This window comes from Allobosea sp. P1_A7 (genome assembly GCF_056406775.1).
This window is the reverse complement of sequence record NZ_JBFTZN010000049.1, coordinates 15,942-29,893: the sequence shown is the minus strand read 5'-3', so window position 1 is coordinate 29,893 and position 13,952 is coordinate 15,942. Positions and strand designations below refer to the sequence as shown.

At 63.7% G+C, this 13,952-nt stretch carries 12 protein-coding genes; 5 read left to right on the top strand and 7 right to left on the bottom strand.

Annotation, left to right across the window (positions count from 1 at the left end):
* Positions 1-8 precede the first annotated feature (8 nt).
* The 6 genes from AC1D34_RS11000 to AC1D34_RS10975 all read right to left on the bottom strand — a co-directional run bounded on the left by AC1D34_RS11000 (position 9) and on the right by AC1D34_RS10975 (position 7,197).
* Complete coding sequence (locus AC1D34_RS11000) at positions 9-1,904, bottom strand: nitric oxide reductase activation protein NorD (RefSeq protein ID WP_441507997.1); 1,896 nt, start codon at positions 1,902-1,904, stop codon at positions 9-11.
* A gap of 7 nt (positions 1,905-1,911) precedes the next feature.
* A complete protein-coding gene (locus AC1D34_RS10995; protein WP_441508020.1) occupies positions 1,912-2,721 on the bottom strand; it encodes a CbbQ/NirQ/NorQ/GpvN family protein in 810 nt (269 codons plus the stop codon).
* Between the two features lie 61 nt (positions 2,722-2,782).
* Positions 2,783-4,021, bottom strand: coding sequence for a cbb3-type cytochrome c oxidase subunit I (locus tag AC1D34_RS10990; RefSeq protein WP_476824241.1), 1,239 nt, complete (start codon positions 4,019-4,021; stop codon positions 2,783-2,785).
* 22 nt (positions 4,022-4,043) lie between these two features.
* Complete coding sequence (locus tag AC1D34_RS10985) at positions 4,044-4,496, bottom strand: c-type cytochrome (RefSeq protein ID WP_476824240.1); 453 nt, start codon at positions 4,494-4,496, stop codon at positions 4,044-4,046.
* A gap of 396 nt (positions 4,497-4,892) precedes the next feature.
* Positions 4,893-5,723: a RelA/SpoT domain-containing protein gene (locus tag AC1D34_RS10980; RefSeq protein ID WP_441507994.1), complete on the bottom strand. Its 831-nt coding sequence runs from the start codon at positions 5,721-5,723 to the stop codon at positions 4,893-4,895.
* Positions 5,724-6,357: 634 nt separating this feature from the next.
* Positions 6,358-7,197 (bottom strand): LysR family transcriptional regulator, encoded by an 840-nt coding sequence (locus AC1D34_RS10975; protein WP_441507993.1) that lies wholly within the window; start codon positions 7,195-7,197, stop codon positions 6,358-6,360.
* A 169-nt stretch (positions 7,198-7,366) separates the two neighbouring features.
* Between AC1D34_RS10975 and AC1D34_RS10970 the strand changes: the two genes are divergently transcribed.
* From AC1D34_RS10970 to AC1D34_RS10950, 5 genes are all read left to right on the top strand, one after another.
* Positions 7,367-8,956: an ABC transporter substrate-binding protein gene (locus AC1D34_RS10970; protein WP_441507992.1), complete on the top strand. Its 1,590-nt coding sequence runs from the start codon at positions 7,367-7,369 to the stop codon at positions 8,954-8,956.
* Positions 8,957-9,023: 67 nt separating this feature from the next.
* Positions 9,024-9,956, top strand: coding sequence for an ABC transporter permease (locus AC1D34_RS10965; protein ID WP_441507991.1), 933 nt, complete (start codon positions 9,024-9,026; stop codon positions 9,954-9,956).
* Between the two features lie 80 nt (positions 9,957-10,036).
* Positions 10,037-10,795, top strand: coding sequence for an ABC transporter permease (locus AC1D34_RS10960; protein WP_441508019.1), 759 nt, complete (start codon positions 10,037-10,039; stop codon positions 10,793-10,795).
* Between the two features lie 5 nt (positions 10,796-10,800).
* Complete coding sequence (locus tag AC1D34_RS10955; protein WP_476824239.1) at positions 10,801-11,805, top strand: ABC transporter ATP-binding protein; 1,005 nt, start codon at positions 10,801-10,803, stop codon at positions 11,803-11,805.
* Positions 11,806-11,813: 8 nt separating this feature from the next.
* Entirely contained in the window at positions 11,814-12,788 is a 975-nt protein-coding gene (locus AC1D34_RS10950) for an ABC transporter ATP-binding protein (protein WP_441507989.1), read from the top strand.
* Between the two features lie 17 nt (positions 12,789-12,805).
* Here AC1D34_RS10950 and AC1D34_RS10945 read toward each other — a convergent pair whose 3' ends face one another.
* Entirely contained in the window at positions 12,806-13,894 is a 1,089-nt protein-coding gene (locus tag AC1D34_RS10945; RefSeq protein ID WP_441507988.1) for an alanine dehydrogenase, read from the bottom strand.
* Between the last annotated feature and the right edge of the window lie 58 nt (positions 13,895-13,952).

Here is a 13,952-nt window from a genome sequence, read left to right as displayed (position 1 = left end):
GACCCTCMTTAGGCCGCGAGCGAGCGATAGATCGCCGGCAGCGCAGCCGGCAGCCGAGACAGTCTGGAGACGATGGCATGACCGTGCTGCCCGAACAGGAAGGGCAGATAGGCGCGCGCCTCGCGGTCCACCGTGACAGCGAAGACGACGAGCCCGGCGCAGCGCGCCTCGGCCACCGCCTTGCGCGTGTCCTCCATGGCAAAGCGACCTTCATAGTGGTCGATATCGTTCGGCTTACCGTCGGTCAGCACCAACAGCAGCTTCCGGCGATCAGGCTGGCGCTTGAGCCGGGCGCTGGCATGCCTGATCGCGGCGCCGATACGGGTGTAGAAGCCGGGCCGCAGCGCCGCGATGCGCGCCTCGACTGCCTCCCCCATCGGTTCGTCGAAGCGCTTGAGCGTTTCGATCCGCACCCAGTCTCGGCGGCGCGAGGTGAAGCTCAGGATCTCATGGCGGTCTCCGCAGGCGGCGAGCCCATGAGCGAGCACGGAGAGTGCCTGTTTCTCGACATCGAGCACGCGCAGGTCGTCGAACCATGAATCGGTGGACAGCGACACATCCAGGAGGGTGGTGACGGCGAGGTCGAAGGTTTGCGGACGGCTGGCGAGATAGATGCGATCAGTGCCCGGCCCACCTGCTGCAAGATCGGCCTGCCGACGTACCACCGCGTCGAGATCGAGATCCGGGCCGTCGATCTGGCCCCGCTGCGGCTCACGGCAGGGCCGCATCGCCTCGAACTGGCGCTGCACGCGGCGCGCCAAGGCGCGCGTCGCATCATCGGGGGGCACGCAAGGCGCTCCGCCGCTCGCGGTGCCGACCACCACCCGGCAATGGTTCTCGCGATAGGTTCCGGTGCGGAAATCCCATTCCGGATAGGTCAGCTCCCCGGTCAGCGGCGTGGGGTCGACCGCTTCCGGCGGCAGGTCGAGGTCGAAACGGAAGCGCGAGGCGGGGCGCCCCTTGCGCTCGCCGAGCACCATGTCGTCGAGCTCGTCGGCCGCTTGGGGGTCGTGGTCGTCGCTGTCGTCGGATGGTCGGTCGACCCGCACCATTTCTGACATGGCGAGGATCTTCTCGAAGCGGTTGAGGATGAAGGGGCTGCGCTCCTTGTCATGCTCCGCCAGCTGCTCGCGGCTCGCTGTATGATGCTGCATGCCGGTCTCGGGCGCAGCGGCCGAAGGCGGTCGATCATCGTCGCGGCGGCGTGCGGTTGTCGGCTCCGTCGCGACGACGATTGGCCATAGCGGGACGGCGAGCGCGGGCAGATAGCCGGACGGTGCCTTGTCCTCGGGCTTGTCTGGCGGGGGCGCAGAGCCTGCGGCTCCGTTTTCGAGAAGCCTGCGGATCAGGGCCTCGACCCTGGCCTCGATCGCGGGAAGGGACGCGCGCCGCCGGATGGCGAGCGTTGCAGCCGCCAGCCGACGATAACGCTCGCTCATGCCCGGAAAGGCGGCAAGGACAGATGCCACTAGGTGCTCCGCTGCGGCAATGAGAGCGAGGTCGCGTCGTAGCGGGTCCGTCTCGGTTACGGGCCTGGTCGGCATCACTGCCATACAGGCGACGAGCCAGAGATAGAGATCGCGATTCAACGCGGGATCGGCGAAGAGCGCGATCTCCGGGGGCAGATGCAGGTTGTCGGCCGTCCGCGATGGCTGGGCCAGCCGCTCCTCGCCGAGACCGACGCGCTGGCGCCAGTTCAGTCGGTGCGCGGCGCTGCGCCCGCGGACCGGCGCCAGCCTCACGCCGTGCTCGCCGCCGAACCCGCGAAAGCAAACGGAGAGAACTGGGGCGATTTGCGATAGCGTCACGGCGGCCTCGGGATGGCGCGGCCAACTCGCGGTCTCGCCAACAAGCCGGTGCCAGAAGCGCCCGACCGTCTCCTCGAACTCCAGGAAATCCAGCATGGCCCTCTCAGTCCAGCACGGCCCGGGCGATCTCCATCAGCCCAGCCTTCACCTCTGGCTCGTCGGTCAACGGCTCGATCAGCGCCGAGATGACCGCCTCGCGTCGCGGCAGGCCTGCATCGATCAGGCTGGCGCAATAGACCAGAAGCCGGGTCGAGACGCCCTCTTCCAGGTCCTGGCCCTTGAGGCCGCGTAGCCGTCGCGCGAGATCGACGAGCGGAGCGACTGCAGTCTCGTTTAGCCCGCTCTCCTCTGCGACCACGGCGATCTCTCGATCGTGCGGCAGGAAGTCGAAGGTGATCGAGACGAAGCGCTGGCGGGTCGAGGGCTTCAGGTTCTTTAGCAGGCTCTGGTAGCCGGGGTTGTAGGAGACCGCGAGCATGAAGGAGGGCGGGGCGGTGAGCACCTCGCCGGTTCGTTCCAGCGGCAGGATACGGCGGTCGTCGGTCAGCGGGTGCAGCACCACTGCGACATCCTTGCGGGCCTCCACAATCTCGTCGAGATAGCAGAGACCGCCTTCGCGGACTGCGCGCGTCAACGGCCCATCCACCCAGACGGTCTCGCCGCCCTTGAGCAGATGGCGTCCGGTCAAGTCGGCCGCAGAGAGATCGTCATGGCAGGCAACGGTGAAGACCGGCAGCCCGAGACTTGCAGCCATGTGAGTGACGAAGCGCGTCTTGCCGGAGCCGGTTGGCCCCTTGAGCAGGAGTGGCAGGCGCCGTTCCCAAGCCTTTTCGAACAGGGCTCTCTCATTGCCGCTGGCCGTATAGGCCGGGATATCCGGTGCGCGCGAGACGCTGCCGCAAGACGGCAGCATCTGATCGGGCAACGACATGGCAGGTGTACCCATCGGAGGATTGTCTGGGTTGCGCATGATATCACTCCGCCGGCTGGACACGCCCGAGGGGCTGTTCGCGCCGCACCTTGCCGGGGACCAGCACGGCCCAGACGAACATCAGTGCTGAAATGACCACGATGACGCCGGAGCCGAGACGCACCCAGTAAAACAGTGCGAGTTGGTCCTGCACTTCCATGAAGGATTGGCCGAGGACGCGCTGGAGATGGACCTGGACGACGCCGGCGAAGGTCAGCGCGAAGGTCATCACCGACATCGCCGTCACCATCATCCAGAAGCTCACAATCGAGAGCCACTGGTTGTAGGGCGCGCGGCCACGCAGTTCTGGGATGGCATAGGCCATCATGGCGAGGTTCAGCATCACATAGGCACCGAAGAAGGCGAGATGCCCGTGGGCAGCGGTGACCTGCGTGCCATGGGTGTAGTAGTTCACCGAGGAAAGCGTGTGCAGGAAGCCCCAGACACCGGCTCCGAAGAAGGCCATCACCGAGCAGCCGATCGACCAGAGCAGCGCGGCCTTGTTGGGGTGATTGCGGCCGGCCTTCCAGGTCATCTGGACGGTGAAGATCACCATGGTGAAGAACGGGGCGACTTCCAGGGTCGAGAACAGAGAGCCGATCCACTGCCAGTAACCGGGCGCGCCGATCCAGTAATAATGATGGCCGGTGCCAAGGATGCCGGAAAAGAGTGCCAGCCCGACGATGACATAGAGCCACTTCTCGACCACTTCACGGTCGACGCCATTAAGCTTGATCATCAGGAAGGCGAGCACGGAAGCCATTATCAGCTCCCAGACACCCTCGACCCAGAGATGGATGACGTACCACCAGTACATCTTGTCGAGCGCGAGGTTAGCGGGGTTGTAGAAGGCGAAGAGGAAGAAGACCGCAAGTCCCGCGAAGGGCTGTTCGAGGAATTCGCGCCCCTCATGGATACGGAACAGGTAGCCAACGACCGCGACCGCTGCCGCAATGAAGAACATCCAGAATTGGATGACCGCCAGCCTTGGACTGTAGAGCTCCGTCTCGGCCTCTTCGGGCAGCAGGTAGTAGGTCGCGCCCATGAAGCCGAGGAGCAGCCAGACGACCAGCGCGTTGGTGTGGATCATCCGCACGATGTTGAAGGGCAGAAGCTCAGAGAGCGTATTGGGGAGCACGTAGATTGCTCCCGCCAGCACGCCGAATGCGACTTGCGCGACGAAGAGGGCAAGTGCCCCGTAGAAATACAGCATCGCGACGTTTTGGGTCTTGTATCTCGTCATGACAGTCTCCGCGCTAGGCGTCTCAGCCGGCGTCGTTGGGCGGCCAGTTCTGGGTCTTGATACGGCTCGTCCATTCCAGGAAATCGGCGAGGTCGTTCAGTTCCTGGTCGGTGAGATTGAATTGCGGCATCTGGCGCCGCCCCTCGATCCGGGTCGGCTGTGCGCCCATCCAGGCTTTCAGCGTCTCGCGAGCACCGGCTGTGTCGCGGTCGCCGCCAWAGCGTTTCCAGACATTGCCGAGCTCGGGCGCGAAATAGGCGCCCTCACCGAGCAGCGTGTGGCAGTTGATGCAGGAGTTTCGCTCCCAGACATGTTTGCCGCGCGCGACTGCCGGGGTCAGCGTCGATTCGTCTGTTGACTTGGTGCGCATGAACCAGTGGCTGTGGGCCGTTAGCCCAACAAAGATGGCGAAGAAGAAGATCGAGCCGCCATAGAAGACGTTGCGCGCTCCCGTCTTGGTCAAACGTTCGGCCATTCGCACATCCTTCCGTTGCAGCGGCCAGTCGGGTGTCCTGGGGTCGGAAGGCAATCTGCTTGAGGTCGAAAGCCAAGGCCGTCGGGCGGGACGAGTTGTGCTAACGCGTCCCGCAATCGCCTTCTTTGCGCATTGACAAAGAAGGGCTAGGCGATCACTCGCACGAGAGCCTCGTCAACCAAGCTGGATCAACTACTTCACGAGGCCGGGGCGGCACGAGCGCCTGCCTCGGAAGGTCATATGTCGCCACTCCGCGACCGCGGCAGATGTGTCCGAGCTGTTCTCGGAAAACCCTGACGTCACCGAAATAATTCGGGAATGCCTTCTTTAGATCGTTGAGCTGGCGGAGACTGACCAAGACCGTATCGCTCGCGGGGTCTTCATCATCGGCACTGTCTACGGCCAGGCGACGTTCGATATCTCGGTGTCCGGCGCTTCCGTGAAGGTCTCAACGTCGATCGTCTTGGCCTCGTGATCGTACCGGAGCAGCAGGTACTTCGCGAAGCGATCGATCACATAACGCTCGATGACCTGAAAGCCGTACGCGAGGTTGTCGAGCTTAGCCTGAGCGCCGAGCTGCCGGTCGAGCTCGACGATTTCGCGTCGACGCTCTTCTCCAATCGGTGCACTGCGAACCGGGGGGCAGCCCTCACTCTCGGCGAATTCGCAGGACATCAGCATCAGGAGGCGGCGCCATGACTCACTTCCGCCTCCGCCTTTAATATTGACGCGCAGATAAAGACCGAGCGCCTCTACTGCCGTGGCCCAGGCATGCTGAAGATGGGTACGCACCTGAAGCTCGATTTTCAGCCCCTTCTGCTCGGGAAAGCGCTGATCATCATGATTGAGCAGGAGGTGGAGGGAGCGGTACCCATCCTTCTTCGGCCTATGGATGTAGTCGTTGGTGTCAAGGAGTTGATGACGATCGGACTGCTGGAGGCGCTCACTGAAACGCCTGACGTCTTCGATGGTAGGTAGGATGACGCGATATCCGCCGAGGTCCTGAATCTCGGAAAGCTTATGGTTCAGTCTCCGAAGCTTCCTTCGGATTGCTGGCATGCGCTTGAGGCGCGCGGCCGTGACACCGCCGGTTTCGAGCGCACGATTCGTAGCCGCGAGCTGGGCTCGGATTTGCCTCATCGCAACGAGGTGCCGTTCACGCCATTCGTTGGCGATTGAGAAGGCCTCGAGAACTTCCGGTGTTCGGAAACTGTCGCGAGGGATCACGCTCTTGAGAAGATCCCCGGCAACATCAACCCGTGCCCTCTCCAACGACGTACGACTCCCCTGACGGTGCCGAAGCCCCAGAGCGATCGACCTCGGTTTGGGACGGAGGTCTGCGAAAGTCATGTTCCTGGCGTGAGGTCCCGCCGCGACTAGGCGGCGGGGGATTTTATGGGTACGGCGGACTTCCGCTCACATTGGGACACGCTTCCGGTAGAATCCGACCAAACTTCCGGAGCGCCTACACAAGCAGCTCGGTACTTCACGCTCGCGCAGCGTGGTTGTCTCGCATGTTTCTCACTTCAGACACCGGTCGCTACGACCTTCCGCTGTTGAAGGCTCCTGAAAGGAGCCTGCCGCTAGTGCGGCAGGCTGTTGCGTCATTTGCGGCGCGCCGAAGCGTCAAAATGGCAAACCACGGTTCCACTCACACGAGCAGATACCGATCCTCAGCTAGTGCCATTCTTTGTGCTTCTCGGTGCCAAGTTAGCGCCTCGCGGTGCCAATCTTTGTGCGCCTGAGACCAAAGAAATCCCCTTGTTCAAAGGGCGCCGTCCCGGCGTGACAACGCCGGCCGGTCTGAATGCGCAAGTTCCGGACATTGCGATCGCGAGTTTGACCGCAAACCGTCATTAAGCTAGCGGCTCTGCCAGCGCAATCGGCAGATATTCACCGCGATGGAGAGGCCGCTCGGCAATAGGTAGGAGCGTGCGCAGCTCAGTCCGACGTTGCGTTCCACCTTCATGTCATCGATCTCGCGGGCGGCGAGGCCCAATCTGATCGGCTCTGAGCTAGGTACGATAGCCACGCCGAATCCAGCGCCCGCTATGGCGAGTGCGTCCTGATGCGAATGGGCGACCGACATACGCGCAAGCGCGATGCCCTTGTCCTGAAAGGCGCGGTGGGGCGAGCCGGGCGCGTCCGTCCAGTTCGCCACCACGATCGGTTCCTCCGCGAGGGCGGCCATGGTCACCTCCTCGCGCATCGTAAGGGGATGACCKACCGGCACCACGGCGCGATAGCTGTCGCGCCAGAGCGGGTGGAAGACCTCGTCCTCGGACAGGGCCGCCTCCGAGACGATCATGATCTCGGATGCGCTGCCTTCGCTTTGCAGCTCAAAATAGAGTTCCGGAGACGCAATCGCCGCCTCCTTCAGGAAGCCGGAGACGCGCTCGCCGGAGAGGCCCGGCATCACGGCGCAGCGCACGGGCTTTGTCGCGACAGGCCGACGCAGCATCGCCTTCAGCGAGCCGAACTCCGCGATCAATCGCACGGCGGTCTGAAAAATCTGGTCGCTGGCCGAGGTCGGGCTGACGCCACGCGCGTTGCGGATGAAGAGCTGGCATTCGAGATGCTCTTCGAGTTGCCGGATCGCAGCTGAGATCGAGGGCTGGGAGACGGTGCATCGGCGCGCGGCGAGACTGAAGCTCTGTTCTTCGTAGACGGCGACGAAATAGGCAAGCGAGCGAACATCCATAGTTTTTCTCTATGACAGGGATAGATTATAAATTGATTGACGCTTATTGGGGGTATCATTAGCGATTTCGTCCAGCGCCACATAGGCTGTGTATATATCGCGCTTCAAGCGAATTGCGTGAATGAGGACTCCGGATCAGCCGGAGCCGGTAAGGGACTGGGACGAAACAATGCGCATCAAGGCATTTCTGAGCACGCTGGCCCTGCTGGCCTCTATAGCGCCGGCCTATGCTCAACGGGATGGCGGCACGGCTTCGCTGGTCCTGCCCTATGGCGCCAGCATCACCACGCTCGACATCCATTCCTCCGCGCGGGCGCAGGACGGCATCGTCTCGCTCGCGATCCATCGCGGGCTCTACTCCTGGAGCAGCGAGAAGAACGAGCCGGTCCTGGAATTGGCGACGAGCGTCTCCGTTTCGCCCGACGGCATGGTCTATACCTACAAGCTGCGCGACAACATCCGCTTCCACAACGGCCGCAAGATGACGGCCGGCGACGTCATCTGGAGCTATCAGCGCGTCCTCGACCCCAAGGGCACCTTCGCTGGCGCGCGCTATCTGCGCATCATCGCAGGCGCCGAGGAGTTCGAGGCCGGCAAGGCGAAGTCGATCTCCGGCCTCGAGGCTGTCGACGATGTGACCCTCCGCGTGACGCTGAAGGATCGCGTGGACCCCGCCCAGTACCTGTTCTGGCCGGAGGTTTCGGTCCTGCCGAGCGAGGAGGTTGAGCGTCCGGGCTTCGCCAACGCACCGGTCGGCCTCGGTCCGTTTCGATTTGCCAGCATGACAGCGGGAAGCCGCATCGTCGTCGACAGGTTCGACGATTTCTACAAGGGCAAGCCCCATCTCGACCATATCATCTACAACATCATGGGCGAGGCCGCGGCGCGCGATGTCGCCTTCCGCGCCAAGACGATCGACATCAACCTACTCGGTTCCGCCCAGTACCCGGTCTATAAGAACGATCCAGAGTTCTCGAAGAACATCGTCGAGGTCGCGGAATACCGCACGCGCTTCTATGCCCTCAACCCGCGCTTCAAGCCGTTCCAGGACAAGCGCGTCAGACAGGCGATCAACTACGCCATCAATTCGGAAGTCATCATCAGCAAGCTGGTCAAGGACAAGGCCTATCGCGCCACGGGCTGGCTGCCGCTGACCTCTTCGGCCTACAACCCCGACATCAAGGGCTACCCTTACGATCCAGAGAAGGCCAAGCAGCTCCTCAAGGAGGCCGGCTACGAGAAGGGCTTCACCGTAGAGTTGGTGACAACCAACAACGAGTCCTTCGGCAGCACGATCGTCGAGGCGACGATCCCGTTCCTCGCCAAGGTCGGCATCACCGTGAAGCCGAAGGTCGTCGAGAACGCCGTCGGCCAGGACCTGCTCTTCCAGAAGGGTGATTTCGACGCCGCGATCTGGTCGCTTGCTTCCGGCCCCGATCCGCTGGCCGCGATGAAGCGTTTTCATTCGACGACGAGCCGCGCTGGCGGCAACATCTTCGACTACAAGAACAAGGGCGTCGACGCCCTGATCGACGCGGCCAGCGCCGCAAAGGACAAGGCCGAGCAGACGGCGTTGCTCAAGAAGGTCGACGCCGTCATCGTCGAGGATGCGCCGATCTGGCTGTTCAACTACAACAAGGCGGTTCTGGTGCATCAGCCTTGGCTGAAGGGGGTGCAGACAAACGCCGTCGAACTGACCAACCAGTACCCCGAATATCTCTGGCTCGACGATACTTCGCCGCGCGCCAACGCGAAGTGAGCGTGCCGCGTCCTGACGCGGCGGGCCTGCGCTCGCCGCCCGCTCCTGGTGTTGCGATGGTTCAACGATGATGTCCTTCGTGCTGCGGCGGCTCTGGCAGGCCGTCCCGACGATCCTTGCCGCGACCTTCATCATCTTCTTCGTACTCAACGTGCTGCCGGGCTCGGTCGGTATGCTGAGCGACGGCGAGGCCAGGGAAGTAGATCCCGTAGTGGCCGAGCGCATGCGCGTCGAGCTGGGCCTCGATCAGCCGATGCCCGTCCGCTACGGCCGCTATATCGGCGGCCTGCTCCAGGGCGACATGGGCACCTCGTTCAAGTCGCGCGAGCCGGTCTCGAAGATGGTCGGCGATCGCATCTGGCCCTCGCTCAAGCTCGCCTTCGCCGGCATGGGCTTTGCGCTACTGTTCGGCGTCCCCGTCGGCTTCATGGCGGCGCTGAGACAGGGTACTTGGCTCGACGGCTTATCGATGGTCGGGGCGGTCTCGGGCGTTTCGATGCCGCAATTTTGGCTCGGCCTGCTCCTGATGTATGTCGGCGCAGTCGTGCTACGCATCCTGCCGCCCTTCGGCTATGGCGATGGCGCCACCGTCAATCTAATCCTGCCGGCCTTGACGCTCGGCTTCGGCTACATGGCCCTGTTGGCGCGATCGACGCGGGCCGCCGTCATCGAGATCCTGAACGCCGATTATGTCCGCACCGCCCGCGCCAAGGGCATGTCGGAGCTGAAGCTTAACGGTAAGCATGTCGCGCCCAACGCGATGGTGCTGGTGCTGACGACCGCCAGCCTGCAGTTCGGTTCCCTGCTCGGGCATACGGTGGTGGTGGAGAAACTATTCGCCTGGCCGGGCATCGGCTCGCTGCTGGTTGATTCCGTGTTCCAGCGCGACCTGCCGGTGATCCAGGGCTGCGTCGTGCTGATCGTGGTCTTCTTCCTAATCGTCAATCTCGGCACGGATATCCTGTATTCGCGCATCGACCCGCGGATCAGACTGACATGAAGGCGCTTCTCAAGACCGCGCTGGAGCGCAAGGCGCTGTTTTTCGGCATCCTGACGCTCGGCCTGTTCGCGGCGCTTGCAATGCTGGCACCCTGGATCTCGCCGCATGATCCTGTGCTCGATGCCGACCTGATGTCGGCGGGCCAGCCGCCCGGCGGCGAGTATTGGTTCGGCACCGATGCGCAAGGCCGCGACATCCTCTCGCGCGTGCTCTATGGCGCCCGCGTCTCGCTGACGGTCGGCCTGCTCGTGCAGTTCGCGAATTCGGTGATCGGCATCGTTCTGGGCCTGAGCGCCGGCTATTTCGGCGGCTGGTGGGACGATCTCGTCTCCGGCATCACCAATGTCATGCTTGCCATTCCCTCGCTCGTCTTCGCGTTGGCGATCATGGCGCTGCTCGGCCCCGGCCTCGTCAACCTGCTGATCGCGCTCGGCGTGACGCAATGGTCCTATACCTGCCGGATCACGCGCTCGCAGGTGCTGACGGCGCGCGCCTTGCCCTATGTCCAGGCGGCGCGCGGGCTCGGCTACGGCCATGGCAGAATCATGCTGACCCAGATTCTGCCCAATATCGTCGGCCCGATCATCGTGATCGCCACGCTCGGCATCGGTGCGGCGATCCTGAACGAGGCGGCGCTCTCCTTCCTCGGTCTCGGCGTGCAGCCGCCCTGGCCAAGCTGGGGCAGCATGCTCTCGGATGCGCGCGACGAGATCTTCACCGCGCCATGGATCTCGATGTTCCCGGGTTGCGCGATCTTCCTCTGCGTGCTCGCGCTCAACATGCTCGGCGACGGCCTGCGGGATGTGCTCGATCCGCACAGCCAGCTCTCGCGCCGGTGAACGCCATGATCAACCCGACGGAAGATCGCGCGGCACTGCTCGACGTACAGGGCCTCCAGACCGAATTCATGACGCGGCAGGGACCARTACGTGCCGTCGACGGCGTATCGTTCTCGATCGGCAGGGGTGAGCGGGTCGCGCTGGTCGGTGAATCCGGCTGCGGCAAGAGCGTGACCTCGCTTTCGCTGATGCGCCTGATCCGCTCGCCTGGCCGGATCTCGGGCGGTCGCATCCTGTTCGACGGTGTGGATCTGTTGTCGCTGCCTCCCAAAGCGATGCGCGCGATCCGCGGCCGGCGCATCGGCATGATTTTCCAGGAGCCTATGATGGCCCTGAACCCGGTCCTGACCATCGGCCAGCAGGTCTCCGAGATCTTCACCCTGCATCTCGGCATGCGCCGCAAGGAAGCTTGGGGCCAGGCCATCGAGGYGCTGCGCCGCGTCAATATCCCGGCGCCTGAAAAACGCATCGAGGAATTCCCGCACCAGCTCTCCGGCGGCATGAAGCAGCGCGTCATGATCGCCATGGCGATGGCCTGCAAGCCCGATCTGCTGATCGCCGACGAGCCGACTACCGCGCTCGATGTGACGATCCAGGCCCAGATCATCGAGCTCATGCGGGAATTGCAGGAGGAAACCGGCGCGGCGATCCTGATGATCTCGCATGATCTCGGGCTCGTCTCCGAATTCGCCGAACGCGTGCTGGTGATGTATGCGGGCAAGGTCGTGGAGGAGCGCAAGGCGGAGGATATCTTCGCCTGGCCCGCACACCCCTATACGCAGGCGCTGATCGCCTCGCTGCCGCGGCTCGGCGAGCGCTCGCTGCATGGCCGCGCGCCACTTCAGGAAATCCGCGGCATCGTGCCGGCCTTGTCCGAGTTGCCGCCGGGCTGCCGCTTCAACCCGCGCTGCAACAACGTCATGGATCGCTGCCGCGTCGACGAGCCCTCGCTGCTGGCGCGCAGGAGCGGCGGCCAGGTCCGCTGCTGGCTCGAACAGGCGCAATCATGAGGCGCGAGATGAGCGATACCGTCCTCTCCGTTCGGGACCTCAAGGTCCATTTTCCGCTTGGCGGCGGCCTATTCCAGCGCTCCGCTGGTACCGTGCGTGCCGTCGACGGCGTTAGCTTTTCGCTCAAGCGCGGCGAATGCCTCGGCATCGTCGGCGAGAGCGGCTGCGGTAAGTCGACCATGGGCCTTGCCGTCATGCGCCTCCTCGAGCCGACCTCGGGCGAGGTGCGTCTCGACGATGTCGAGGTCCAAACCCTCTACCGACGCGATCGCCGCGCCTTTGCACGCCAGATCCAGATGGTGTTCCAGGATCCCTATTCCTCGCTCAATCCGCGCATGACGATCGCGCGCTCGCTCGACGAACCGTTGCGTCTTCATGGCGTGAGTTCGGCGAAGGAGCGGGCAGATCGCATCGCCTATGTTCTTGAGAAGGTCGGCCTGCGCCCCGATCAAGCCAAGCGCTATCCGCATGAATTCTCCGGCGGGCAGCGCCAGCGCGTCGGCATCGCGCGCGCGCTAATCCTGAAACCCTCGGTCATCATCGGCGACGAGCCGGTCTCAGCGCTCGACGTTTCGATCCGGGCCCAGATCATCAACCTGCTGGTCGAGTTGCAGGCCGAGTTCAAGCTCTCCTACATCATCATCTCGCACGACCTCGCCGTCGTCGAGCATCTCTGCGACCGGATCGCAGTGATGTATCTCGGCCAGATCGTCGAGATCGGCAGTTATCGCGACATCTACAACAATCCGCAGCACCCCTATACCAAGGCACTTCTCTCGGCCGTGCCCTCGACCGATCCGGCGCTGCGGCGCCAGCGCATCGTGCTTCATTCCGATATTCCGAGCCCGCTCAATCCGCCTCGGGGCTGCCGCTTCCACACCCGCTGCGGCTTGCGCGAGGACGGCTGCACGACCACTGTGCCGGAATTGCGTAGTTTCGGCGCCGAGCACTTCGCCGCCTGCCATCTCGCCGGCGTGCAATGAAGCTCGCGCCCGCAAAGCTAGAGTGCGTCGAGCCGGGTCAGCGTCAAGCCCTGCAGCTGCGCCGCGCCGGCATGAAGCAGCTTGCCATCGCTGCAGACCAGCCCACGTGCCAACGTCGGATCGCGCCGTGCACCTTCGATCGGGCCATGCCCGGCGATCGACGCCACCGCCTCGAAGATCATGCGGGAATAGCCGGTGGAGGCCGCTTCCGGGCTGGCACTGGGCAGGTTCTCCACACAGAAATGCGTGATGCCCTGCACCTGATAGACCGGGCTCAGCCAGGTCGTCGGCATGCTGGTCTCGATCGCACCGGCGCGATCGGCCGCAACATCGACGATGACGGCGCCCCGCTTCATCTCGCCGAGCATCGCGCGGGTGATCAGGTGGTCGCGCCGCGTCTTGTCCCAGAGCACACAGTTCACTACGAGATCGGCTTCCGGGAGATGCGTCGGCAGGTTGTCGACATGCAGTGCCGTGAAGTCGCGGCCGGGCCAGTCGAGCCTGGATTGCTCGAGCGCCAGGCAATCGATGTCGAAGCCCGCGACCGACATGCCCAGCCCGAGCAGCACTCGCAATGCGCCCCGCCCCGCCGTGCCCAGTCCGATGACCAGCGCGCGCGCTGGAGCCAGCCCGAAATGTCCGGCGAAATGCTTGCCTGTGCCGCTATGTGGGGCGAGCAGCAGGCGCGCGCCCTCCAATGCGCCGATCTCGCCGCCGAGCGCGCTGCTCGCCGAGAGCGGCCGCACGACGTGCTCAACGGCAAAGGCCGTGACCCCCGCTTGGAGCAGAACATTCAGGCGGGCGCGATTGGCCTCGCAATACAGGCTGGCGAGCAGGATATGGTCGCGCTTCAGCAAAGCCGGCTCATGCTGCTGCGGCTCATGGACCTTAACCAGCAGCCGCGCGTCCTGAAAGACGACCTGCGGAGCCGCCGCGATCCGAGCGCCTGCCCCCGCATAGAGATCGTCGCCGAAGCCCGCAGCCACGCCGCTTTGGGTTTCCACCACGATCTCGTGCCCCAGTTCGACCAGTCGCCTCACTTCCACGGGCCGCAGCGCGACACGCCGCTCATCTGGCTTGAGTTCGCGCAGAAGGCCGATGATCATTGCAAGCGATCCAATCAATAATGGTTGATGTAATTCAGTATACGTTCCCGTAATAGCG

Coding starts and splice junctions, on each gene's coding strand:
- AC1D34_RS10960 (WP_441508019.1), top strand. CDS start 10,037: ATGCTGGCACCCTGGATCTCGCCGCATGATCCTGTGCTCGATGCCGAC.
- AC1D34_RS10965 (WP_441507991.1), top strand. CDS start 9,024: ATGATGTCCTTCGTGCTGCGGCGGCTCTGGCAGGCCGTCCCGACGATC.
- AC1D34_RS10995 (WP_441508020.1), bottom strand. CDS start 2,721: ATGCTGCCGTCTTGCGGCAGCGTCTCGCGCGCACCGGATATCCCGGCC.
- AC1D34_RS10990 (WP_476824241.1), bottom strand. CDS start 4,021: ATGACGAGATACAAGACCCAAAACGTCGCGATGCTGTATTTCTACGGG.
- AC1D34_RS10950 (WP_441507989.1), top strand. CDS start 11,814: ATGAGCGATACCGTCCTCTCCGTTCGGGACCTCAAGGTCCATTTTCCG.
- AC1D34_RS10945 (WP_441507988.1), bottom strand. CDS start 13,894: ATGATCATCGGCCTTCTGCGCGAACTCAAGCCAGATGAGCGGCGTGTC.
- AC1D34_RS11000 (WP_441507997.1), bottom strand. CDS start 1,904: ATGCTGGATTTCCTGGAGTTCGAGGAGACGGTCGGGCGCTTCTGGCAC.
- AC1D34_RS10970 (WP_441507992.1), top strand. CDS start 7,367: ATGCGCATCAAGGCATTTCTGAGCACGCTGGCCCTGCTGGCCTCTATA.